This window comes from Photobacterium sp. 270122K (genome assembly GCF_059941365.1).
Genome location: NZ_JBPOEN010000007.1, coordinates 85727 through 108555, shown reverse-complemented (window position 1 = coordinate 108555; position 22829 = coordinate 85727). Strand labels below are relative to the sequence as shown.

The following is a 22829-nucleotide window of genomic DNA, read 5'->3' as shown; positions in this document are numbered from 1 at the left end:
ATTCTTAAAGAATAAAAACTATTTGTAATTCAATCATTCGATTGAATTTACTAGTCAGCTTTCCAAATTGTTAAAGAACATGTGTTTACCGAAGTATCCACTTTCTAATCATTCTCGATGAGAACATTTAGAAAGTGGCGTCCCGTAGGGGAGTCGAACCCCTGTTACCGCCGTGAAAGGGCGGTGTCCTAGGCCTCTAGACGAACGGGACCCGGTATTTGTCTTTACTATTAACCAAGCAATCTGTGTGGACACTGCATAAAACAGCAGTCTATCGTTTAAGGAGGTGATCCAGCCCCAGGTTCCCCTAGGGCTACCTTGTTACGACTTCACCCCAGTCATGAACCACACCGTGGTAAACGCCCTCCCGAAGGTTAAGCTATCTACTTCTGGTGCAGCCCACTCCCATGGTGTGACGGGCGGTGTGTACAAGGCCCGGGAACGTATTCACCGTAGCATTCTGATCTACGATTACTAGCGATTCCGACTTCATGGAGTCGAGTTGCAGACTCCAATCCGGACTACGACGTACTTTCTGGGATTCGCTCACCATCGCTGGTTGGCAGCCCTCTGTATACGCCATTGTAGCACGTGTGTAGCCCTACTCGTAAGGGCCATGATGACTTGACGTCGTCCCCACCTTCCTCCGGTTTATCACCGGCAGTCTCCCTGGAGTTCCCACCATTACGTGCTGGCAAACAAGGATAGGGGTTGCGCTCGTTGCGGGACTTAACCCAACATTTCACAACACGAGCTGACGACAGCCATGCAGCACCTGTCTCAGAGTTCCCGAAGGCACACCAAAATCTCTTTCGGCTTCTCTGGATGTCAAGAGTAGGTAAGGTTCTTCGCGTTGCATCGAATTAAACCACATGCTCCACCGCTTGTGCGGGCCCCCGTCAATTCATTTGAGTTTTAATCTTGCGACCGTACTCCCCAGGCGGTCTACTTAACGCGTTAGCTCCGAAAGCCACTCCTCAAGGGAACAACCTCCAAGTAGACATCGTTTACGGCGTGGACTACCAGGGTATCTAATCCTGTTTGCTCCCCACGCTTTCGCATCTGAGCGTCAGTCTTTGTCCAGGGGGCCGCCTTCGCCACCGGTATTCCTTCAGATCTCTACGCATTTCACCGCTACACCTGAAATTCTACCCCCCTCTACAAGACTCTAGCCTGCCAGTTCCAAATGCTATTCCGAGGTTAAGCCCCGGGCTTTCACATCTGGCTTAACAAGCCGCCTGCATGCGCTTTACGCCCAGTAATTCCGATTAACGCTCGCACCCTCCGTATTACCGCGGCTGCTGGCACGGAGTTAGCCGGTGCTTCTTCTGTTGCTAACGTCAAATCCATACGCTATTAACGCATGAACCTTCCTCACAACTGAAAGTGCTTTACAACCCGAAGGCCTTCTTCACACACGCGGCATGGCTGCATCAGGGTTTCCCCCATTGTGCAATATTCCCCACTGCTGCCTCCCGTAGGAGTCTGGACCGTGTCTCAGTTCCAGTGTGGCTGATCATCCTCTCAGACCAGCTAGGGATCGTCGCCTAGGTGAGCCTTTACCCCACCTACTAGCTAATCCCACCTGGGCCAATCTTAGCGCGAGAGGTCCGAAGATCCCCCTCTTTGGTCCGTAGACGTTATGCGGTATTAGCCATCGTTTCCAATGGTTATCCCCCACACTAAGGCATGTTCCCAGGCATTACTCACCCGTCCGCCGCTCGTCAGCAAAAGAAGCAAGCTTCTTTCCTGTTACCGCTCGACTTGCATGTGTTAGGCCTGCCGCCAGCGTTCAATCTGAGCCATGATCAAACTCTTCAATTAAAAGTGTTTGCTGCTATAAATAGCGGCTCAATGAAATACTGTGTTTGTTCATTACCGAAGTAATGAACGAATTGACTGTGCCGAATCTTACGATTCGATTTGGTCACTCAGTTTCATTGATAATTCTTTTGTTGACTATCATTTCACGAGTGCCCACACAGATTGCATGGTCAAATTGTTAAAGAACAACACTGACGGGTTAGCGACTTAAGTTGCCGTTCTCCGTGTCAGTGAGGTCGCATTATAGGGACTTCGTTCACGCTGACAAGCCCTAAAATCAAAAAAAACGAGAAAAAACGAACAAGCGAACAAAATACACACAGATATGATTTATCAGTATAAAAAATACAAAAAAAGAAGGCACAGCGCATGCTGTGCCTTCTTTTCGCCGTTACCTTTTACCGTAAGAATAACAGTAAGAGACAATGACAACCTTTATTGAGGTTTGTACTTCGTGTCCATTATCGTCACAGGATCAAACGTCACACCTTTTTTCATCGCTTTTTTGGTGGCTTTCTTTAGATCGCCATCTATCCAATACAAACCCAAGTCATAGAGACCACCAATGGTGAACAATAGCTGTGATTTCTTTTGCATGGGTTGATCCGGGTATTTCATCCATCGCCAGTAAGCTTCACGTGTGTATGGCGCCATCACACTTGGGATAATGACTGTCGCATCATGAACAATCTGCTGGATTTGACGTGACAAGTTCTCTTTCTTAGTCGTAGAAAAAGCCGTTCGATACTCTCCAATCAGAGCATCCAATTCTGGCGAACTGTAATTGGTGAAATTATTATTTTGCGGCTTACCTGCATTATCACTATGGAAGTAACCCCAATACTGTGGCCGTGGGAACACCCCCATTCCGTGATAAGATATATCATGCTTTTTCTCAAGGGCAAATTTAAACGCTGACGACCCATCCACTAGGTTCATGACCAATTCTAAACCCGATGCTTTGGCTTGTTCTTTCAAATAAGCCAGCTGTGGCGTTTGAATTTGATGACTATAAGTGACTGCAAAGCTCAAGCGCTGCTTTTGCGCATTCTCGCGGATTCCATCACTGCCAATGGTGGTAAAACCCGCTTTTTCAAATGCAGCAATCGCTTTTGCCGGGTCAAATGACAACGGTTTGATGTCGGTGTTCGTAAATGCGCCCGCCCCTACGCCCATTGCATTGGGCTTACGAACGAAATCACCGCGCAGGACATTCTTATTCAATCCATCGACATCAAGTGCATGGCCAATCCCCTGACGAACATGAATATCATTCAATAGAGGTTTATCCGTGTTTAACCAAAAATTACCCGCGCCAACTTCTATTTCACTATAGCCCCAGAACTTATGGATATACCCTTTCTGGAATGGCTCAGTATTGGATTTATCATGCCATAATGCCGGACGACCGAGAGAGTAAACATCCAGGTCCCCTTTTTGAAAATGCTTAAACGCAATATCCGCATCGCGAATCACTTTTATGCGAATTTTTTCCACATTATATCGGTTCTGGTAATAACGGTTACTGTACCCCCACCAATCTTCACCAGCATGCTGCATGGTAATCGATTTACCCTTTTTCACCTTACCGACATGATATGCCCCAAGGGTCGGCTCTGGTTTGAAATTAAAACGACGCACATAATTGTCATCCACCCCATCATTATTCTTGTCCGTCTTAGGCTTATGGAAATGCTCAGGACGTGGTTTTAAACGGTGGCTACTGTAGAGCAAATCGTCCTGATCTTTTTCTTTTGTGAACACCACTTCTAACGTGTGATCATCTAAAGCCGTAATCCGGTTAATGTGCTCGCTGTAATAGCTGTTGTACCACGGGTCAACAATGTCTTTTGAGCGAAAGAACTTCAACATATAAGAGAAATCAGACGCTGTCAGTGGTTCACCATCTGACCACACAGCCTTAGGATTAAGCTTCATATAAATCGTTTTATTATCATCACCAAAAGCCCAATGTGTGGCCACATCAGGGATCCATTTCAGGGTATCTGGATGACGTTGCAGCAGTTGTGGCTGTCCATCGACAAGCCATACACGAAAAGCACCGTTCCCATCAGGGCCCACAGAACGAAATGTCTGAGGAAAACTTGAGAGAGAAGTACGCAGTGTACCGCCGAACTCGGCGTCGGGTGAGGCAAACAACGGCTCGTTGTTATTGGTGATCCACTCTACATTGTCTGGCACTGCCGCCCATGACAGGGCCGGCAATAGCATAGCAGTGGCGAGTAACGTCCTTCTCATCATGGTTCCTTCCTTTATCATAGCGCCGCTTTCATGCGGCTTTTTTTCGTTCTTATGGGTCAAGACCTGTCTTTAGGCAACATGGGGGTTTGTTTCCGCCCGCCGCTTACGCTTCCTGTCTTTCGGGTGTGTGATAGGGATCGCAGAGAGCAATGTCTTGGTGTAATCCGCTTGCGGGTTGGCGTAAATCTCTTGTGCCGGGCCCATTTCGACGACCTTACCGAAGTACATCACCACCACGTTATCAGAGATGTGTTTCACCACTGACAGGTCGTGAGAAATGAATATGATCGCCAAGTTCATTTCTTTTTGCAGTTGCAGCAATAAGTTGAGGATCTGCGCTTGTACCGACACATCCAATGCCGACACCGATTCATCACAAATCAATAGTTTGGGTTTAAGTGCAATCGCACGCGCAATACCGATCCGCTGACGCTGGCCGCCCGAGAACTCATGGGGATAACGGTTGACGGCCGTTTCTGGTAATCCCACTTTCACCAACAGTTCTTTCACCCACGTCTTGCGTTCAAGCGGCGTACCGACTTTGTGAATAATGAACGGTTCTTCCAGAATCATACCAATGGTATGGCGTTGATTAAGCGATTCCATCGGGTCTTGAAAGACAATCTGCATATCTTTGCGCAATGGGCGCATTGCTTTGGTCGATAAATCCGTGATGTCTTGGCCTTCGAAGAAAATCTTGCCTTCTGTCGGCTCATACAGTTTTAAGATGGTACGACCTAAGGTGCTTTTGCCACAGCCTGACTCCCCGACCAAGCCCAAGGTTTCACCTCGGGCAACGGTGAATGACACCCCATCAACGGCTTTCACGGTGTAGCCTTTTTTAAGGAGCCCTTTACCTGACACAAAATGCTGTTTGAGGTTTTCTATCCGTAATACTTCTGTCATAACGTCCTCTTTACATCGCCTCATTTCGTGGGCTTACCCTTTAAATTCAGGAAACAGTGACACATCAATCGGTTTAATTTCGATCGGCTGTTTTGGCTTGCTGTCCAAGCTCGGCATCAGCCCCATTAACCGTGCGGTATAAGGGTGTTGCGGGTTATCGAACAGATCAAAAATATCTGCAAATTCCACCACTTTCCCCGCATACATCACAGCGACATCATCACAAATTTCCGCCACGACACCCAAATCATGGGTAATAAAGATCATGGCCATGCCCGTTTCTTCCTGTAACTCATTCATCAGTTCCAGAATGGATGCCTGCACGGTCACATCCAGCGCCGTTGTCGGCTCGTCACAAATAAGTATGTCAGGTTTACACGCCAGTGCCATGGCGATCATCACACGCTGACGCATGCCGCCCGACAAGTTGTGTGGGTATTCATTAAGCCGTTTATCCGGCATCGGGATTTTGACTTTTTTCAGCATCTCCAACGAATACGCATTACGCTGGGCTTTATCCAAATCCGGACGGTGCAACTCCAGCACTTCATTGATCTGACGGCCAATGGTATGAACAGGATTTAGCGCAGTCATCGGATCCTGAAAAATCACCGAAATTTTATTGCCACGCATGGCGTACATCTCTTCCGGTGGCAATGTCACCAAATCCGTACCGCGATATAAAATTTGCCCGTTGGTAATTTGCCCATACGGTTTCGGCAATAACCCCATGATGGACATCGAGGTGACGCTTTTCCCACAACCGGACTCGCCCACCAATCCCAGTGTTCTGCCCTTTCGCACATCAAAATTGACGCCATGAAGGATCTTCACTACGCCGTCGTCGGTGGTGAATTCCGTTTCTAAATCACGCACACTTAAAATGATATCGTCCTGCATCTCTCACCTCCCTACTGTTACGGCTTGTAGGTGTCGTCAACGACAACCACGGGTTCAAAGGTTTTCTTTTTCTTCATCGCTGACTTCGTTTGTTTTTTCAAGTCCTTATCGATCCAGTACGTGCCCAGCGTGAGATACCCTTCATTAGAAAACAGGTAGCGGGTGTCTTTCGTCATCGCGGGCGTAGGGAACTTCATCCAACGCCAGTACGCTTCACGGGTAAAGGGCGCCATGTAGCCCGGCACAATCACATGCGCGTCTGTCACCATTTGCTGGATCTCATGGGAAATCGCCTGCTTTTTAGCCGTGTTAAATTCCGCCAAATACGCTGCAATTTTTTCATCCATGACTGGCGAGCGGAAGTTAGTGTGATTATTGGTTTGTGGCTTCGCATTCACCGAATGGAGATATTCCCAATACGCAGGAATTTTCCCGCCGCCCATGGTCAAGTAAGCCAACTCGTGTTTTTTCTCAAGAATGTATTTAAACGCCGATGAACCATCGACCAAGTTCAGCGTTAACTCCAAACCGGCTTGCTTGGCCTGCTCTTTCAAGTACGCCACACGCGGCGTACGCGCAGGGCGACTGTATGTCACGGCAAAAGATAAGCGCAGGCCTTCTTTATTGAGACGAATGCCGTCTGCGCCCACCTCAGTAAAGCCCGCTTTTTCAAAGTAGCTCACGGCTTTTTCTGGTTGAAAAGCCGGTGGTGTACGCTCCGGATGATCGTAATCCCCATGACCCGTACCTAATCCATGCGGTTTACGCAGGTAATCCCCCCGCAACACGTTTTTGATCAAACCATCAAAATCGGTCGCGTACGTGATCCCTTTACGCACATTGAGATCATCAAGCATGGGTTGGGCGGTATTCATCCACACCCCACCCGCACCTTGTACCACTTCGTTATAGCCCCACAACTTATGGATATAGCCATTTTGATACGATGCCGTGTTTGACTTGTCATGCCATAACTCAGGTTGAACCAACCCGAAGGCATCTAAATCGCCTTTTTCAAAATGCTTTTTCGCAATGTCCGCATCACGGATCACACGTAATCGGATTTTATCCACGTTATAGCGATGCTGGTAATAACGGTTACTGTATCCCCACCAATCATCCCCAACGTGTTTAAAGGTCACACTCTTGCCTTTTTTCACTTTATCGAGGGTGTACGGCCCTGTGGTCGGCTCGGCTTTGAAATTAAATTTACGGACGAAGTTATCGTCCATGCCGTCGTTATTCTCATCGGTAATTTTAGTAAAAAAGTGGGCGGGACGCGGCTGCAAACCATTACTGGGAAGGGTCATCATGTAGAGCAACTCGTCATTACCTTTCGCCACTTTTGACGTGATAGCAATGGTGTAATCATCAATCTTCGCGACAGCGTCAATCTGGTTAGTGAAGAAATCGGTGTACCACGGATCAATAATGTCTTTAGAGCGGTAGTACTTGAGCATGAACAGATAATCATCGGCGGTGACTTTCTCGCCATCCGACCAACGTGCGTTCGGATCCAACTGGAAATACACCGTTTTATGATCGTCGCCAAACGCCCATGCGGTGGCTAACTGTGGGATCCATTTTCCGGTGTTCGGGTGGCGCTGCGCTAACTTGGGGGTTTCATCCATAAAATACTGGCGCAATCCCGAGTTTGCATCCGGCCCCACTGAACGCAGGGTTTGTGGGAAGCTGCGCATATAGTTACGGTATGTACCTCCCCGCTTCGCGTCCGGCGACGCAAACAACGGCTCATTGAGGTTTGTCTGCCACGCAATATCCGCAGGCAGTGATACCGCCCATGAAGAGGCGCTCAACGCCGTGATTGCCATCGCCAATGCCGACAGGGCGTACTTATTGTTATTTTTCATATGACATCCTTGTTTCGCCAGGCAATTACACATAGCGCGTGAATTTTTTCGGATCAAACGCCGCACGGATCGCTTCCCCGATGAAGGTCACCATCACCAAGACCAACACAATCGATGACACGACCGAAGATACAATCCATGGTGAATCCAGATTCGATTTCCCCTGTTGCAGCAATTCGCCCCAACTTGGCGTGGGTGGCATCAAGCCTAATCCGAGATAATCCAATGCCGTCAGTGCAGTAATGTTGGCCGCAATCGTAAACGGCGCGAGCGTCACAATCATCACCATGGTATTAGGCAAAATATGGTTAAACAAAATACGCCCTGTTGATGCCCCCAGCGCTTTGGCTGCCATCACGTATTCACGGGCCGATTCTTTATAAGTCATGGTCCGCATGTACCAGGTCATGCCCATCCACCCAAAGAGCACGTTGATCCCAACAAACAATGAAAACGTCGGCTGGGTGATCGAGACAAGAATCATGATCACGTACAAGAACGGCACCATTGACCACACTTCAATCAACCGCTGGACGAACAAATCAAACTTGCCACCGAAAAAGCCCATGGCACACCCGACAGCCGTACCAATGGCATACGAGATCGCCATGGTCAGTAACGCAAAGCCCATCGCGGTACGGAACCCATAAACAAGGCGCGCCAAAATGTCACGCCCGATAATATCGGTGCCCAGATAATGCTTATTATCGGCACTCGGTGGATTGGGCGGATAATCACCGGAGAAATCCTGCTCATACGGGTTCCACGGCACAATTGGCATAATGACAAAATTATCGCCACCTTCTGCCTCAAACGTGGTTTTCAGTAGGCGGTAATCGGCCTCACTGGCCTTGGCTTGACCAAACTCATTGCCCAAGCGCACATCTGAAAAGACGGGGAAGCTGTAGGAGCCGTTATATTTCACCACCAACGCTTTACTGTTAATCAGTAATTCAGCGAATAGCGATAACACTAACAGCACGGATAAAATAATGAATGACCAATAACCACGCTTAATTTCCTTAAAGCGTTTGATCTTTTTTAGCGTTAGAGGATTAAAATTCAACATATTATGCTCCAAACTTCACGCGAGGGTCGACCAAGGCCACACACACATCCGACAAAATATTCCCGATCAACAGCATCACGGCATTAATGGCCACAATCCCCATCACCACCGGATAATCACGCTCAATAATGGACTCATACCCCAACAAGCCAATACCATCGATATTGAAAATCACCTCAATCAAGAAAGAACCGGTCATAAAGAACAACAAGGAATTACCGAAATGGCTGGCAATCGGAATTAAACTATTTCGCAGTGCATGTTTACGCACGGCTTGTTGGAATGGCAGACCTTTCGCAATCGCGGTACGGATATAATCTGACGACAAGTTTTCCATCAGGTTATTTTTCATGGTCATGGTGAGCGTGGCGAAATCACCGATCAAATAACAGATCAGCGGTAATACCGCATGCCACATCACATCTTTGACGCGTTCAAGCACGGTTTCATAATCATCAAAATCGTCACCGACAAACCCGCCCATCGGAAACCATTCCAGGTGATAACTAAACAAGGTGATCAACAACACACCCACCACATAACCGGGCAAGGCATAGCCGACGAAAATCAGGATGGAGGAACTAGAATCAAACACCGAACCGTGTTTGAGGGCTTTGTAATAACCGAGCGGAATAGAAATGAAATAACTAATAAAAAAGGTCATACCGCCATAAAAGAGGGAGACAGGGAGACGCTCCGCGATCATATCGTAAACAGGCTCGTAATAGCGCGTCGACTCACCAAAATCGAGCACCATCAATTTACTGACCCAGTCAATATAAGCTTCCACCACTGGCTTATCTAAACCATAAAACGCATTTAACTCTGCGATTTGATCTTCAGAGAGTGCAGAGTTACCGCCAGCAGAGGTCATGGCGGCAGCGCCATCCCCTTGTGCCTGCATATTCGCGAGCATACGTTCTACGGGGCCCCCTGGCACAAATCGTGTGATAGTAAAAATTAAAATCGTAATGCCGAGAAACGTCGGAATAACCAACGCCATACGACGTAGAAAATATGACAACATACTTACATCAACTCCATGTCTATTCGGCGGAGACAGACAGATACATGGCTAATTTCACCTTCGCCTGCTTATCAGCTCGCAATTCACCATGAATATTTGCTCATCCTGAACAATTTCACTTTCTCAGCATCCAACTTGAACACCATTTATTTTTCTTAACGCCATAATTACAGTGATTTGTACCTGCCATCAAGTTAGGTTAACTATTTTGACCCAATCGTGTCACATTTTGCGACCAATGTGCTTCAACAACAAATAAAAGATAAAAATCTAAAAACCCTGTAAAAAACAGCGCAATTACGCCACATGCAACGACGGCCATTAGCGCAAAATGATGACAATTTGATGAACCCTGCCTCACACCGCCTAATACCCTACAAGCACAATTCACGTTAAAAACCCCAACCTGCAAGGGATGCGAATAATTCACATTATATGCCCACAGAGAATTCACCCATTAATTGACCCAATTGTTAATTTAAGGTTAATAAAACCACCAGCAGGATAAAATACAGTGAATTGAACCATTATTTGGATCTAACACGACATTTATCAAGCCTTTCAACAAATCCATCAAAACCCGTTCACAATTAATCAATAATTCCTTGATAAGTGACAGAGTCGACAATAAATTTTGTAATGAGAAATTCTGCAGCATTTAATCTTGTTTTATCATTTCTTGCACATAAAACTCACTGGTTTGACTTCAAGTTTCAGCTTCATGTATATCTTCCACACAACGTTAACGAAACGTTAATGTTCGCTTCGGCAATTGACTGCCGGGTACAGGAAGAATAATAAAGAAAGGGAGCAGCAAGGATGAATAAAAAGACAACAGCCTTATCTGTTGCTATCAGTCTGGCGCTGGGATCGAGTTTTGTCGCCTCAGCCGCTTATGCTGAAGAACAGCAGGTAGAAAAACTTCAAAAGATGAAAGTAACGGGGTCTCGTTTGACACGAGCTTCCATGGAAGGAAGTACACCCGTTGCTGTTATTGGTCGCGCTGAAATTGAACGTGCGGGTGATGTGTCGATTGCCGATGTACTGCGTAAAACCTCTTACAACTCATTTGGTTCATACAGTGAGAGCTCTGGTAGCTCATGGCAGAGCCAAGCAACCGTCTCTCTCCGTGGCCTAGGCGCATCGCGCACCCTGGTACTGGTTAACGGTAAGCGCCTTCCTGGTTCTGCGACCATGGGTGGTGGTGCTGCGAACATTAACGTGATCCCTGCCGCTATCGTTGAGCGCGTCGAAGTCATGGCAGACGGCGGCTCAGCCGTCTATGGTTCTGATGCTGTAGCCGGTGTGGTTAACATCATCCTGAAAGATGAATTTGATGGTCTGAACGTCACCGTGGGTGGCGGTATCCCTTCCCGTGAAGGTGGCGATGAGAAGAATGTCTCCTTCGTAGCCGGTACCTCTGGCGAGAAAGGCAACATTTACTTCTCATTTGAACACGACACTAAAGACGAAATTTACCAACGTGACCGTGATTACCTCAGCTCGACAAATACCGACTCTGCAAACTACTTTGATATGTCGGGCGTGAGTATCTTCGGCCGTAACGTCTACCACAATGGCGAGCTGAAACCGCTCGCGGGTTCGTTTGACCCTGCAACAGGTAACTGTAACGGCGATGGCTTTGTTGGCGTCACCAACTACCCAGGCCTCGGCGACATGTGTGGTTATGACTACACCGCAGATGCGGCACAGACAGCCTCTCTAGAACGTAACACTGTCTTTGTGAACGGTAATTTGTTTCTGACCGACACCACCACCTTTAACTCACAAATATTGCTGAGTCGTAATGAAAGCTTTGGTCGTTTTGCCCCAGCAGCGGGTATTTTCTCTGTCGACCCAACTACGGCCGGTGGTGCAGATTTCTTTGCTGAAAATGGTTTAGATCCCGCAGAAGGTCCTGCATCGGTTTACTACCGCTTCACTAACGTCGGTACCCGTGATACCAGCGTGACGGATTTTCAAGCCGACATGAAGCTAGGCTTAGATGGCACCTTTGATAATGACACATTTGGTGAAATGATTTGGGAAACCGGCTATCACCTGAACTTCTCTAACAGTCAGGAGCGTGGTACGGGTTATGTATTACGTCCTGCGGTTGAAGCTTTGGTCGATGAGGGTGAATTCCAAAACGGTGAGTTCAGCGCCAGCGCAACCGACGACTTGGCCGCGAACACCTCGCGTGAAAGCCAGATGGAAATGCACCAGTTCAATGCCGGTTTGCAGTTCGATGTAGCCGAAGTGGGCGATATCACCATCCCATTGTTCGTGGGTGCTGAATACACCACGTATGATTATTTCGATCAGTACGATGCGCAAAGTGAAGCCGGCAATATTATCGGCAGTGCTGGTAACTCTGCAGGCGGCGACCGTACGACTTATGCGTTCTTTGCTGAATCATTGATCGCGTTCACGGACGAGTTAGAAATGAACATTGCTGCTCGTTACGATCACTACAGTGATTTCGGCAGTTCTGTATCACCGAAAGTATCGTTCCGTTACCAGCCATTGGACAACTTGATGTTCCGTGCCGGTGCTGGTCTTGGCTTCCGTGCACCATCCCTGTCTAACCTTTACGGGGCTGACAGCGAGTCAAACGACTACGCCAAAGACTACGTGTACTGTGAAGCCAATGGCATTTCCGATGCCGATTGCCCAGAGAAGCAATACAGCACAACCCGTACCTCGAACGAAGAGTTGGATGCGGAAAAGTCACGTTCATTTAACTTCGGGATCAGCTACTCGCCGGTTGATGATTTGGATCTGACATTGGATTACTACAACATCCAAATTGAAGACACCATCGTCATGAACACGCTGCAAAGCATGATTGATCAGGAACGTAACACGGGCACAACGAACCCAAATGTTGTTCGTGATGATAACGGTAACATTGTCAGCGCGACGGTACCGCTTTCAAACATTGGTACGCTGAATACGTCCGGTATCGATTTTAAAGCGAACTACATCTACGACTTGGACTGGGGTTCACTACGTTATGACTTTAGCGGTTCATATGTACTTGAATATGAATCACCAGAATTTGTTAATGGCCCTACCAATAACCAAATTGGCCGTAACGGCCTGCCGCAGTACCGCTTCCAAACCGGTGTTGGCCTGAATGCGTTCGACGATCATGACGTGTACCTGTCTGCGGATCACATTGCTGACCAAGCACAAGACGTTGACAAGGATTATAACCAAACAGGTCACATCTCGAGCCAGACCCTATGGAACGTTGCTTACAACTACCAGGCTCCGTGGGACGCACGCTTTACTGCCGGTGTTCGTAATATCTTCGATGAAGACCCAAGCTTCGAATCTGACGGTGTCACATACGAAGAGGATCTATACAGCATCCAAGGCCGTGTCTTCTTCGTGAAATACTCACAAGACTTCTAATAATAAACACCTGATGCGGGCCACCGTGCCCGCGTCCTTTTTACCGACTGACTAACACAATGACAAGGATGCAACTATGACGTTAAAGGACTTTGGCGTAAGTGCAATCACTGCCGCCATGCTCACCCTCAGCGCCAGCGCACTGGCTGCCCCTTCTGGCACTGTCGTTGCGACACAAGCAAAAGCCGATAAAGCAGCAGCGACCTCGCAGGCAAAAGTAGACAAATACGCTGACAGTACTGAGGCCATGCTGGCGGAGTACAAAGGCATTTTGCGCCAACTGGACAGCATGACGGTCTATAACGAGCAGATCGGCCGTATGGTTGACTCGCAGCAAGGTGAACTGGATTCACTGACACGTCAAATCGCACAAATTGACCAGACTGCGATGGAAATTGTGCCGCTCACCCTCAAGATGATTGATGCGCTTGATGAGTTTGTCGCACTCGACCTCCCTTTCCAAAACGACGAGCGTAGTATCCGCATCAGCGAACTGCGTGAAATGATGGATCGCGCTGATGTCACCACATCGGAAAAATTCCGTAAAGTGATGGAGGCCTACCAAATCGAAGAAGGCTTCTCACGCTCGATTGAATCGTACAAGGCCAGCCTAGAACGTAACGGCGAGACCTTGACCTATGACTTCCTCCGTATTGGCCGTACTGCCCTGCTTTACCAATCTCCGGATGGGGGTGAAACGGGCATGTGGAACCAAACCACACGTCAATGGGAAATCCTGCCACAAAGTTACCGTATCGCGGTACAACAAGGCCTACGTATAGCGAAGAAGCAAGCGCCACCCGCCTTGATTAAGCTACCTGTATTTGCTGGGGAGGAAGGATAATGAAAGGATTCAAATCATTGGCTGCGGCCCTATTGACCGCACTGGTTATCGCCGCACCGGCCCAGGCCGAAACACCGGCATCCTTGGCTGAACTGCTTAAATCGGTGAAAGCCGAAAGTATTGTTGAGTCAAAAGAAAACAAACAACGTGAAGCGGAATTCCGTTCTGACCGTAACCAGCAAGCCGCACTGCTTAAACAAGCCCGTGCTGAACTCAAAGCCACAACAGAACGCGGCGAACAACTAAAAGCCGCTTTTGATGACAACGACAAACAACTGACTGAACTCACTGAAACGTTACGTCAGCGTTCAGGCACGCTGGGCGAAATGTTTGGGGTCGTTCGTCAGTACGCCGGTGAGTTTAAAGGCTTGTTTGCGGCATCACAAAACGCCGTCCAGTTCCCAGAGCGTAATGCTCTGCTGACCAAACTGGCTGAAAGTAAAGAGTTGCCATCGACGCAAGAGCTAGAAGGTTTCTGGCACACCATTTTGCAGCAAGTGATTGTATCAGGTAACACCACCACCACACCGGCCACGGTCGTGTACGGTGAAGGTAAAGAAGCCGTGCGTGATGTCACCATCGTGGGTGAGTTCAATGCCATTGCTGACGGTAAGTATGTCACTTACGTCCCGCAGACGGGCAAGTTTGAAGAACTGTCTCGTCAGCCAACCAAAAACATCATGCGTAACGTCCCTGGCTTTGAAGCGGCCAACGGCAGCTACGAACCCTTGTTTATTGACCCGTCTCGCGGTGTGATTCTGTCCCTACTGGTACAGAGCCCAACGGTACAAGAGCGTATCGACCAGGGCGGTATCGTGGGTTACGTGATCCTCGGTATGGGTGCGCTAGGTGCTTTGATTGCTCTCTTCTGTTTCCTACGTCTGACGCTTATCGGCAGCAAAATGCGCAAGCAAACCAAGACGGATAAAGTACTGAAAGGCAACCCTATTGGCGAAATCATGGAAGCCTACTTGGATCACAAAGGTGACAACCTTGAAGATCTAGAAGCGAAAATGGATGAAGTCATCTTGCGTAATGCCCCAAGCATTGAGCGCTTCGTCGTATCAATCAAACTGTTTGCCTCAGTGGCTCCGCTACTCGGCCTACTGGGTACAGTCATGGGGATGATCGGCACCTTCCAGGCGATTACCTTGTTTGGTACCGGTGACCCGAAACTGATGGCAGGGGGTATCTCTGAAGCCCTTGTGACCACAATGCTAGGCCTTGTTGTCGCGATTCCACTGCTGTTCTGCTACACCCTCGTACACAGTAAGAGCCGCCGTCTGGTGCAAATGCTGGAAGAGCAAAGTGCAGGCTTTATCGCGCGTTACCAGGAAAAACTGCACGCTGCCGACAGCTAAGGAGGCACTATGTGGTGGTTAATTGAAGAGATTGAGTCAATACGACGCTTCCTCGGTATGGGTGGGGATGTCTTAATGGCCATCTTCATCCTCAGCTTCATGCTATGGACGGTACTGCTAGAACGCTGGTTTTACTTTACCGCCGTGCTGCCAAAGGCCATCAAAAAAGCCGAGGCCGCTTGGGCGGCCCGCAGCGAGCACAAAAGCTGGAATGCCAAAGCCATTCGGCAGGAAATGGTTTCCTTGCAGGATGTAGAAAACAAACGGGGTCTGCCCATCGTAAAAGTGCTGATTGCGCTGTGTCCCCTACTGGGCTTGCTCGGTACGGTGGTAGGTATGATTCAAGTGTTTGATATTTTGGCGGTAACAGGAACAGGAAGCCCCCGCGCCATGGCGTCGGGGATCTCAAAGGCAACAATCCCAACCCTTGCGGGCATGGTCGCTTCTCTTTCGGGGCTGTTTTTCAGCTCACGACTCGACCACCTCGCTAAGGTCTCCACGCAAAAGCTGGAAGATAAGTTGAAGCATATTGCCTGAGTAAAAGGAATTGAGGGATAGGTCATGAAAAGACGCTACAGCAGCGATAGCAGTGACGAAGCAGCTATCGACATGACACCGATGCTCGACATCGTATTTATCATGTTGATCTTCTTTATTGTAACAACATCGTTCGTAAAAGAAGCCGGTATCGACGTCAACCGCCCAAGCGCCAACACCGCGCAGACCGTCAAGAAAGGCAACATTATGGTCGCCGTGGGCGCATCGGGTGACGTATGGGTCGATAAACGCCGCGTAGAAGTGGATGCGGTTCGCGCCAACATTGAACGTCTGCGTGCTGAAAGCCCAGATGGTGCCGTGGTGATTCAGGCTGATGAAGAAGCCAAATCCGGTATTGTCGTGAAGGTGATGGACCAGATCAGAATGGCAGGTGTACAAAGCATCTCCATTGCCGCAACCAATAAGGATTAAGCCTATGCGGTATCTGGCCTCATTAGCACTGGCGCTCGTTGTCTCCCTGGGATTGTTCTGGGGGATGGACAAGCTAGTAAACAAAGAGCGCCACGAGCTAACGTCGAATGAAGACTTACGCATGGTCGACTTCATTCGCGTTAAACCCGATGAAAAAATACAGGAGAAAAAACGCGAGCTGCCAAAGCCGCCGCCACCCAAACGTCCACCACCGCCGCCTGAGATGAAAGTCACCTCAACGGTCAAACCGGTGATGGAGCAGATGCCCATGGACATGCCAAAGCTGGATTTACCAGTTAATGTCACAGGGGGCTCCGTACTTGGCCATTACAGCCAAGGCGGTGGCGCGCAAGTCAAAGGCAGCGGTGGCCCGATGCCACTGGCAACCTTCCAGCCACAAATGCCACGTAAAGCCGCCCGTTCTGGGCTGGAAAAAGGCGTGGTGTTGGTGGAGTTCACGGTCAATGCCCGTGGTGGTGTCGAGAATGTGAAGGTACTCAAAGAGTCCCCGCGCAAACTGGGCTTGGGCAAAGCGGCGCGTAAAGCGGTATCGAAATGGACCTTCAAACCGAAACAGGTTGATGGCAAACCCGTTAGCGCACGTCTTTCACAAGAAATTGAGTTCTCGGTAAACTAGGAGTCAACAATGAAGAAATATTATCAACATTTGCTGGCTTCTTTCATCTTGCTATCCGGTGCCCTCGCGGCACCGGCACTGGCCAGCACCCCAGAACTGAGTGATCGCACCTTCCGTACCGTCAACAAAGTGCAGGAGTTGATTGCCACAGAACGCTACAGTGATGCCATCGCAAGACTGAACAAAGCCATCAATAGCTCAGGCAAGAAAGAGTATGATCGCGCTGTTTTGCTGCAACAGATGGGCTTTTTATATTCACTGAAAGATAACTACCCGAAAGCGGCGGAGTATTTCACCAAATCGCTAAAAACCAATGCCCTGCCCGTGCCCGTCGCACAGCAGGTACGTTATAGCCTGGCGCAGTTGTTATTGGCAGAAGGCAACTTCAAGCAGTCCGTAAAAACCATGAAACAATGGTTTGAGGTGGCAAAAACCACCGATGAAAAACCACAGGCACATGCGTATATCACGCTCGCCAGTGCGTATGTACAGCTTGAAGATTACCGTAACGCCATCGCCCCGACGAAAAAGGCCATTGCCATGAGCAAGAAGCCGAGTGAGTCGTGGTATGTGCTGCTGATGGCCGCCCACTATGAGCTTAAGCAGTTCAAAAGTGTCGCGGGGGTACTCAAAACCCTGACCACCAAGTATCCGAAGAAAAAGCAGTATTGGATGCAGTTGTCAGGGATTTACATGGAATTAAATCAGGAGAAAAACTCATTGGCTACGCTAGAGCTTGCCCATAAATTTGGCCTGCTTAGCGAGGAGAAAGAGTTACTTCGCTTGACCAACTTCCAAGCCTATTTGGGGATCCCATACCGCGCGGCCAAAACGCTAGAAGATGAAATGGGGAAAGGCACCATTGCCCGTACCGCAAAAAACCAAGATAAATTGGGTAACTACTGGCAACAAGCCAAAGCGCTCGACGACGCCATTATTGCGTATCGTAAAGCCTATGAAATGAAGCCAACGGTAAAAACGCAGATGAAGATTGCCCGTCTGATGATTCAAGACAAACAATACAAATCGGCCACACAATTTACCTTGAAAGCGGCACCCGATGCGAAAGGGGATGACAAAGCGGAATTAGCCTACCTACGCGGCATGGCCTATTTCGAGTTGGAGCAACCGACTAACGCACTGAAAGCAATGAAAACGGCAGCGCAATCAAAAGAAATGCAAGCGATCGCCGGCCCTTGGATTAACTTCTTACAGGATCAAAGCTAAACCGTTTCTCGGTTCATCCTCGGTCAATGCCCCAGTCCGCGCGCCCTTATGCCTTGCGTGCTGGGGCGCTCAACACATTATTGAATCTCTGTGTGAGTCAGTCACACTGTTTTGGGAAGCATACGCTTCCCTTTTTTTATGCGTGAATATCACAGGCTTTTTCTGCCACGTTATTTTCAACGGCGTTAATTTCAACATTTCCCCACGCCTTACTGCTCAGCTTCGCGGCGAACACTGGCGACCACATCTGAGTGGTCATCGTCGTTCATCATTTCTACCGTGTCTGAATGAACGGGGGTCACCTCCGCCAATTGTGTCGCTTGACGCTGTGTCATGTCCTCTAAGGTCGATACATTTGCTCGGGTCACCGTTGAAGCGATCTGCGCCTCTAGTTCAGCGGTGACCGTGCTAATCGCTTCGACCTTTTGACGCTGCATTTGTGCATCCAAATCATACTGCCAATCACTGCCTGCTTGGGCATGCACAGGCGCGCTCATTACCATTGCCATCCATACACCCACCACTGCACCCGCTATTGTCTTACTCATTTCGCTCGCTCCTGTACGCTGCTTATCACCTGCTCATTAGCCCCTACTGCCTTTCATGGTGGGCAGGCATGTCTAGTTACCTTGCAAGCTAACTAGTGCAGTATGCGTGCCAGAAAAAAGATCTTATGAGATCAGTGGGTTAACAATTTTAGTCGCTTTGCAATATAAGACGCGTGGCAAATCTGTTCGCATTTCGGCTAAATTCGCCAACACGTCGTCGCCCCTATACGCGCCAAACCGCAGGCGTAAAAAAACCGCCTAAACAGGCGGCTTCATCGCATTCATTCCATGCTGCGCATGAGTGATGGGCGTTACTTATGGTAGTAACTGATGAACGTTACGCAGAACGCGCAGCCAACCATGCAGGGACATCCGCGACGCTATTTAGCACCACATCCGCCAACGCTTCACCAGCGTCTGTCACTGGCTTACCTGTACGCACCAAAATTTTCGTGCCTACCTCTGCCGCTGCGGCCGCTGTCATGTCATCGGCTTTGTCACCGATCATTACAGAATTCGCCATGTCGATTTTCAAGAAATCGCTCGCAGACTTAAACATACCCGCTTTAGGCTTACGGCAGTCACAGTCTTGCAGGTAATCCCCCTGCCCTTCGGTTGGGTGGTGCGGACAATAATAGATACCGTCAAACTCCACGCCGTTATCGACAAAGTTCCAGTCCATCCACTCGGTCAGGGTTAGAAATTCATCTTCCGTGTACATGCCACGCGCAATGCCAGCTTGGTTCGTCACAAGCACCAGTAGGTAGCCCATGTCTTTAAGCTTTTTACAAGCCTCAAACACCCCATCGATGTATTCAAAATCATCAACGGTATGTACATAACCGTGATCAACGTTGATCACACCATCACGATCGATAAAAACTGCTGGTTTGGACAAGGTCAGCCCTCTGATTTACTGTCTCTATATAGGGTCAAATTATGGCACGCCTCAGGTTCGGATTCACCTGTTTCTCTCCGCTCGCCCACAATACCCGTCAAGCGCCGCTCAGGCGAGGCGTTCTGACAGGGACAACAGACCATGTTTCAGGGCCGCTCTCAGGGCAAAACAGCGGCAGAGCCATTTAGACGTCCAGACGTAAAAATATCTATTGACTTCACATATGTTAACCCATAGCATCAAACCCATAGATGTGGTTAACACTCCGTGAACACACAATATAAAAATAACGAAAAATTGCAAAACAACACAACAATATACCGGTAGCGACCAATGAAGGGTCGGCTGATCATCAACACGGTATAGGATGCAGGAATGACGATGATTGAAATAAACCGAGTCAATAAAATCTTCTATCAGGGCACCAAAGCGATTCATGCCTTGCGAGATATCAACCTGACCATCCCTCAAGGCACCATCTTTGGGGTGATTGGTTCATCAGGTGCAGGCAAAAGTACCCTGATCCGCTGCGTAAACCTGCTTGAACGTCCTACGGATGGCCAAGTCATTGTCGATGGCACCGACTTAACCCAGCTTAATGGTAAAGCCTTATCTCAAGCACGACGTAAGATCGGGATGATCTTCCAACATTTTAACCTCCTCTCTTCCCGAACCGTGTTTGACAATGTTGCGTTGCCTTTAGAGCTTGCTGGCACAGATAAAAGCGCGATCAATACCAAAGTCACCGAATTACTGACACTGGTCGGCCTGGCAGAAAAGCACGATACCTATCCGGCCAATTTAAGCGGCGGACAAAAACAGCGCGTAGCGATTGCCCGTGCGTTAGCCTCTGATCCTAAAGTGCTGTTATGCGATGAAGCCACCAGCGCCTTGGATCCGGCCACCACCCATTCCATTCTGACGTTGCTAAAAGAAATTAACCGTCAGCTTAACCTCACCATTTTGCTCATCACCCACGAAATGGATGTGGTGAAAAGCATTTGCTCGGAAGTGGCGATCATTGGTGATGGCGAGCTCGTCGAAAAAGGCCCGGTCGGTGATATTTTTGCCCACCCGAAAACCGCGCTGGCACGGGAGTTCATTCGCTCGACGCTGGATCTGTCGATCCCCGAAGATTACCGCCAACGCATGGTGGCTGAGCGCCAACCCCTGACTTACCCATTGGTGCGTTTAGAGTTCACCGGGGCATCGGTAGATGCGCCGTTGATCTCGCAAGTTGCCCGCGAGTTTGATATCGATATCAGCATATTAAGCTCTGATATGGATTATGCCGGTGGCGTAAAATTTGGCTTGATGCTGGCTGAACTGCTCGGCACCGAGCACGCAGCGGAGCAAGCCATTGCCTTCCTTCGTGATCACAAAGTCAACGTGGAGGTATTAGGGTATGTCGCTTGAGTCATTGAGTACATGGTGGGCGGAAAACGAACGCCTGATCCAATTGTTGATGGATGCATTAGGACAAACGCTGGTAATGGTACTGACATCCGGTGTGATTGGCTTTCTGATCGGTATTCCGGTCGGCGTTGCCCTGCATTTGACCAAAGATAACGGCTTGCTGGCCAACCGCAACGTGAACCGCATTCTGAGCGTGATCACCAATATCGGGCGCTCTATTCCGTTCATTATTCTGTTGGTGGCGATTATTCCGTTTACCCGCTTTGTGGTGGGCAGCTCCATCGGTACCGCAGCGGCCATTGTTCCGCTCACGGTGGGCGCCATTCCGTTTATCGCCCGTCTCGTTGAAGGGGCGCTATTGGAAGTGCCCAATGGTTTGGTGGAAGCGGCACAAGCTATGGGCGCAACACCCACCCAAATCATCAGCAAAGTGCTACTGCCTGAAGCCTTGCCGGGCATCGTCAATGCCGTGACGATCACCTTGGTGACCTTGGTGAGCTATTCCGCCATGGCCGGTACCGTCGGTGGCGGCGGCCTCGGGGATGTCGGTATCCGCTATGGTTACCAACGCTTTGATGGCACCGTCATGTTGATCACGGTTGTCATGCTGATCATCTTGGTTCAAGCGATTCAATCAGCCGGTGATTATTGGGTCAAACGCCTGGATCACCGCTAACCACAACACATCGTCAGCCCCATTCGGTATCGCGGCAGGATCGCCGCGAACCCAATACACGATTGCAAACACAACACACTTATAACATCTAGTATTACGGAAAACCCCAGTTTAAGGAGAAGTATCATGGCGTTTAATTTAAAGAATTTGGTTGTCGTAGCAGGCCTTGCCTCAGCCCTTGCCCTCACCGGTTGTGGCGAGAAAGAAGCCACCGTAGACAATAACAAAGTGAAGATTGGGGTGATGGCGGGTGCAGAAGAGCAAGTCGCTGAAATCGCCGCCAAAGAAGCCAAGGACAAATACGGCTTGGACGTGGAGTTAGTGTCTTTCACTGACTACGTCTCACCGAATGCCGCACTGGAAGAGGGCTCGATTGATGCTAACGCTTTCCAGCACAAACCGTACCTTGACCAACAAATCAAAGATCGCGGCTACAAGTTTGCGATTGCCGGTAACACCTTTGTGTACCCGATTGCCGCGTACTCCAGCAAAATCAAAAATATTGATGAGCTAAAAGCGGGCGATCAAATTGCCGTACCAAACGACCCAACGAATCTTGGCCGCTCACTGCTGCTGCTGCAACAAAAAGGCTTACTGAAGCTGAAAGACGGTGCAGGCCTGACCGCGACGGTACTGGATATTGTGGAAAACCCAAAAGATCTGAAGATTGTGGAACTGGAAGCCGCACAATTGCCACGTTCATTGGATGATGTACAGCTAGCGATCATCAACAACACCTACGCGAGCAGCATTAACCTGACGCCAGAGCGTGACGGTATCTTTGTTGAAGACAAAGAATCCCCATACGTGAACCTGATTGTGGCGCGTGAAGACAATGTCAATGCGCAGAACGTGCAGACGTTCATTAAAGCCTACCAGTCAGATGCCGTGTACAACGCTGCACAAGAGATCTTCCAAGGTGGCGTGGTGAAAGGCTGGTAATCACCCTCGCCCACTCTCATTACATCCACATA

At 49.0% G+C, this 22829-nt stretch carries 18 protein-coding genes, 1 tRNA gene and 1 rRNA gene; 10 read left to right on the top strand and 10 right to left on the bottom strand.

Going from position 1 to position 22829, the window contains the following annotated elements:
* Positions 1-135 precede the first annotated feature (135 nt).
* The 8 genes from ACSF8W_RS13745 to ACSF8W_RS13710 form a co-directional block, all read right to left on the bottom strand.
* Positions 136-211, bottom strand: a tRNA-Glu gene (locus ACSF8W_RS13745).
* A gap of 68 nt (positions 212-279) precedes the next feature.
* Positions 280-1824, bottom strand: a 16S ribosomal RNA gene (locus tag ACSF8W_RS13740).
* Between the two features lie 435 nt (positions 1825-2259).
* Positions 2260-4086: an extracellular solute-binding protein gene (locus tag ACSF8W_RS13735; RefSeq protein ID WP_500848018.1), complete on the bottom strand. Its 1827-nt coding sequence runs from the start codon at positions 4084-4086 to the stop codon at positions 2260-2262.
* A 69-nt stretch (positions 4087-4155) separates the two neighbouring features.
* Positions 4156-4992: an ABC transporter ATP-binding protein gene (locus tag ACSF8W_RS13730; RefSeq protein WP_500847883.1), complete on the bottom strand. Its 837-nt coding sequence runs from the start codon at positions 4990-4992 to the stop codon at positions 4156-4158.
* Between the two features lie 33 nt (positions 4993-5025).
* Complete coding sequence (locus ACSF8W_RS13725; RefSeq protein WP_500847882.1) at positions 5026-5892, bottom strand: ABC transporter ATP-binding protein; 867 nt, start codon at positions 5890-5892, stop codon at positions 5026-5028.
* Positions 5893-5909: 17 nt separating this feature from the next.
* Positions 5910-7763 (bottom strand): extracellular solute-binding protein, encoded by a 1854-nt coding sequence (locus tag ACSF8W_RS13720; protein ID WP_500847881.1) that lies wholly within the window; start codon positions 7761-7763, stop codon positions 5910-5912.
* Between the two features lie 25 nt (positions 7764-7788).
* On the bottom strand, positions 7789-8832 hold the full coding sequence (locus ACSF8W_RS13715) for an ABC transporter permease (RefSeq protein ID WP_500847880.1): 1044 nt from the start codon (positions 8830-8832) through the stop codon (positions 7789-7791).
* Position 8833: 1 nt separating this feature from the next.
* Positions 8834-9859: an ABC transporter permease subunit gene (locus ACSF8W_RS13710; protein WP_500847879.1), complete on the bottom strand. Its 1026-nt coding sequence runs from the start codon at positions 9857-9859 to the stop codon at positions 8834-8836.
* Between the two features lie 819 nt (positions 9860-10678).
* Here ACSF8W_RS13710 and ACSF8W_RS13705 point away from each other — a divergent pair.
* The 7 genes from ACSF8W_RS13705 to ACSF8W_RS13675 all read left to right on the top strand — a co-directional run bounded on the left by ACSF8W_RS13705 (position 10679) and on the right by ACSF8W_RS13675 (position 18317).
* Complete coding sequence (locus tag ACSF8W_RS13705; RefSeq protein WP_500847878.1) at positions 10679-13279, top strand: TonB-dependent receptor plug domain-containing protein; 2601 nt, start codon at positions 10679-10681, stop codon at positions 13277-13279.
* A gap of 76 nt (positions 13280-13355) precedes the next feature.
* On the top strand, positions 13356-14123 hold the full coding sequence (locus ACSF8W_RS13700; protein WP_500847877.1) for a DUF3450 domain-containing protein: 768 nt from the start codon (positions 13356-13358) through the stop codon (positions 14121-14123).
* On the top strand, positions 14123-15484 hold the full coding sequence (locus tag ACSF8W_RS13695) for a MotA/TolQ/ExbB proton channel family protein (RefSeq protein WP_500847876.1): 1362 nt from the start codon (positions 14123-14125) through the stop codon (positions 15482-15484). Before ACSF8W_RS13700 ends, ACSF8W_RS13695 begins: the two co-directional genes overlap by 1 nt.
* 9 nt (positions 15485-15493) lie before the next feature.
* Complete coding sequence (locus ACSF8W_RS13690) at positions 15494-16021, top strand: MotA/TolQ/ExbB proton channel family protein (protein ID WP_500847875.1); 528 nt, start codon at positions 15494-15496, stop codon at positions 16019-16021.
* 24 nt (positions 16022-16045) lie between these two features.
* Entirely contained in the window at positions 16046-16453 is a 408-nt protein-coding gene (locus ACSF8W_RS13685) for an ExbD/TolR family protein (RefSeq protein WP_428478607.1), read from the top strand.
* Positions 16454-16457: 4 nt separating this feature from the next.
* A complete protein-coding gene (locus ACSF8W_RS13680) occupies positions 16458-17090 on the top strand; it encodes an energy transducer TonB (RefSeq protein ID WP_500847874.1) in 633 nt (210 codons plus the stop codon).
* A gap of 9 nt (positions 17091-17099) precedes the next feature.
* Positions 17100-18317, top strand: coding sequence for a tetratricopeptide repeat protein (locus ACSF8W_RS13675; protein WP_500847873.1), 1218 nt, complete (start codon positions 17100-17102; stop codon positions 18315-18317).
* A 209-nt stretch (positions 18318-18526) separates the two neighbouring features.
* Here ACSF8W_RS13675 and ACSF8W_RS13670 read toward each other — a convergent pair whose 3' ends face one another.
* Both ACSF8W_RS13670 and gmhB read right to left on the bottom strand, forming a co-directional pair.
* A complete protein-coding gene (locus ACSF8W_RS13670) occupies positions 18527-18865 on the bottom strand; it encodes a hypothetical protein (protein ID WP_500847872.1) in 339 nt (112 codons plus the stop codon).
* Between the two features lie 337 nt (positions 18866-19202).
* Positions 19203-19763 carry a D-glycero-beta-D-manno-heptose 1,7-bisphosphate 7-phosphatase gene (gene gmhB / locus ACSF8W_RS13665; RefSeq protein ID WP_500847871.1) on the bottom strand — a complete coding sequence of 187 codons (561 nt, stop codon included), beginning with the start codon at positions 19761-19763 and terminating at the stop codon, positions 19203-19205.
* Between the two features lie 381 nt (positions 19764-20144).
* Between gmhB and metN the strand changes: the two genes are divergently transcribed.
* The 3 genes from metN to ACSF8W_RS13650 all read left to right on the top strand — a co-directional run bounded on the left by metN (position 20145) and on the right by ACSF8W_RS13650 (position 22797).
* Complete coding sequence (gene metN / locus ACSF8W_RS13660; protein ID WP_500848017.1) at positions 20145-21179, top strand: methionine ABC transporter ATP-binding protein MetN; 1035 nt, start codon at positions 20145-20147, stop codon at positions 21177-21179.
* Entirely contained in the window at positions 21169-21855 is a 687-nt protein-coding gene (locus tag ACSF8W_RS13655) for a methionine ABC transporter permease (RefSeq protein ID WP_500847870.1), read from the top strand. The genes metN and ACSF8W_RS13655 overlap by 11 nt, the downstream gene beginning before the upstream one ends.
* A gap of 126 nt (positions 21856-21981) precedes the next feature.
* Positions 21982-22797 (top strand): MetQ/NlpA family lipoprotein, encoded by an 816-nt coding sequence (locus ACSF8W_RS13650; protein ID WP_500847869.1) that lies wholly within the window; start codon positions 21982-21984, stop codon positions 22795-22797.
* The last annotated feature ends 32 nt before the right edge of the window (positions 22798-22829 follow it).